Annotated in this window: 2 protein-coding genes; both read right to left on the bottom strand. The window is 38.8% G+C overall.

Annotation, left to right across the window (positions count from 1 at the left end; all coding sequences use genetic code 11):
* Nucleotides 1-38 precede the first annotated feature (38 nt).
* Nucleotides 39-335, bottom strand: coding sequence for a hypothetical protein (locus AB1414_20405; GenBank protein ID MEW6609774.1), 297 nt, complete (start codon nucleotides 333-335; stop codon nucleotides 39-41).
* A gap of 28 nt (nucleotides 336-363) precedes the next feature.
* Entirely contained in the window at nucleotides 364-1,449 is a 1,086-nt protein-coding gene (locus tag AB1414_20400) for a hypothetical protein (GenBank protein MEW6609773.1), read from the bottom strand.
* Nucleotides 1,450-1,706 lie beyond the last annotated feature (257 nt).

The following is a 1,706-nucleotide window of genomic DNA, read 5'->3' as shown; positions in this document are numbered from 1 at the left end:
CAGCCTCTACGGCCCTCACCGCCCTGATTCGTATCTCTTCAAGTGCCGCATGCGATATTTTTCGTCCGTCCAGTTCTTTCATGAACGGTATTATACAATGTCGTCTTACCTATGTACACATTAGTAACACCCATATCTTTTGCTTTTTGTGTCCACTCCCCAGTCCAATCATTCTTTGATGTTCCATCCTTTTCGTAAAAACCAGCATCTATCATTGCAAGTTCACCTAATTGATAAGCGCCAGCAAAACCAAAATTATTCATTATCCCATAATTATCACTTGATTCCCTCTGCCTCACTGCTGCCATAAATGCTTCAAAGTTTCCAATACTCATAGTTTTGTCCCCCTTTAATTTTTGTAAGTTATTGCTCCATTACCCAGTTAGGATAGTACGGCACAATTTTATAAGCTGAGTCTTCAAATCTTAATGTTGCTCGTCTCATAAAAATCTCTCTCATCCCGTTTTCTTTAGGACTACTAAGGCCTATACAATTACTGTACCCTAGAGGAACTTTCTCCCAGCCCCTCTCTCCCTTATTTAGGAGCAGGAAGTGTTGGCAGCCTTTATCGGCTTGGCAAAAAAGCTGAAAGCGACTTCCAGTAGGCATTCTATTTCCGTCGGGATACATATACATATATTTTGGATCGTTCATGATTGCAATAATATCCGGTTTGCCATCACTATTTACATCCTGATTGATGCCTGCTATCCTCAGCTCTTCTTTGTAATCACGATTGGTCTCTTTTTTGTATACGCTCTTTTCCTTTTGGATCTCAACTTTTAATTCTTCTTGCACTATTAATCTTATCTCTTTGTCATCACTTTTAAGCTTTTTTGCCTCGTCCTGAATGTAAATACCTAGACCACTCCCCCTTGGACTGAGAAATATCCTATCTTTTTGACATCCAGCTATTACAAAATCATCCACTGCCTTTTTTATACCAATATCGCTATCAGTATTTATTGATGCCACATACTTCCATGAGCCATCGGTTCCCTTTTGGTATCTTGCAATTCTGGCATGCCCAACAAATTTTCCTTCTCTAAATATCTCAGCAACGACGAAAGCATTGTCAGTTTGACCATCTCCATCTATATCTAATAGTGCAATAGCATCATAACTCGTCTTTGGCGGTTTAAACTCTTGATATCTGTAAGGATTTCTTTTCAGAAATTCGGGATTCGAACGATACATTTCTTCATAGAATTTCCTATATTTAGCTTCATTCTTTTCTCGCTCTTCCTCATATTTTTTATACTCTTCTTTTATCCTTAAGGCATCCGATTCTCGTATAGCTTTGCGCTCTGTGTCGTAATGAGGAGGCAACTTAAATTCAGGCCATAATATTGCATCATTTGCTTCAGAAATCGTTATGCTAGATAAAAAAATAAGAATATAAATAAAGAACAACGATACTTTAGAACTGCTTATTTCATCTTTTTTCATTGACTAAAATCTCCTTTCTTATTGACATAGCCCCCCAGTTCGTTGAAGAAAAGAAGCGACTCGATTAAACTTGATTCACCGCAAACCAAAGATTAAAGGAGTCGCTCTTTATGAAAAATAATCGCAGATTGCTAGCGCCTGGAACCCATTAGCAGCTTTGGTACCACCTGCAAGAAGGGTTTCATTGCCGAACAATTCCTTGCCGTCATCAATACGTCCATTGCTGTTACGGTCCATCACTAAAATGCCGTCGTCTG

It is taken from the genome of bacterium, assembly GCA_040755795.1.
Lineage (GTDB): Bacteria > UBA9089 > CG2-30-40-21 > CG2-30-40-21 > SBAY01 > JBFLXS01.
This window is presented reverse-complemented; position numbering and strand designations above follow the sequence as displayed.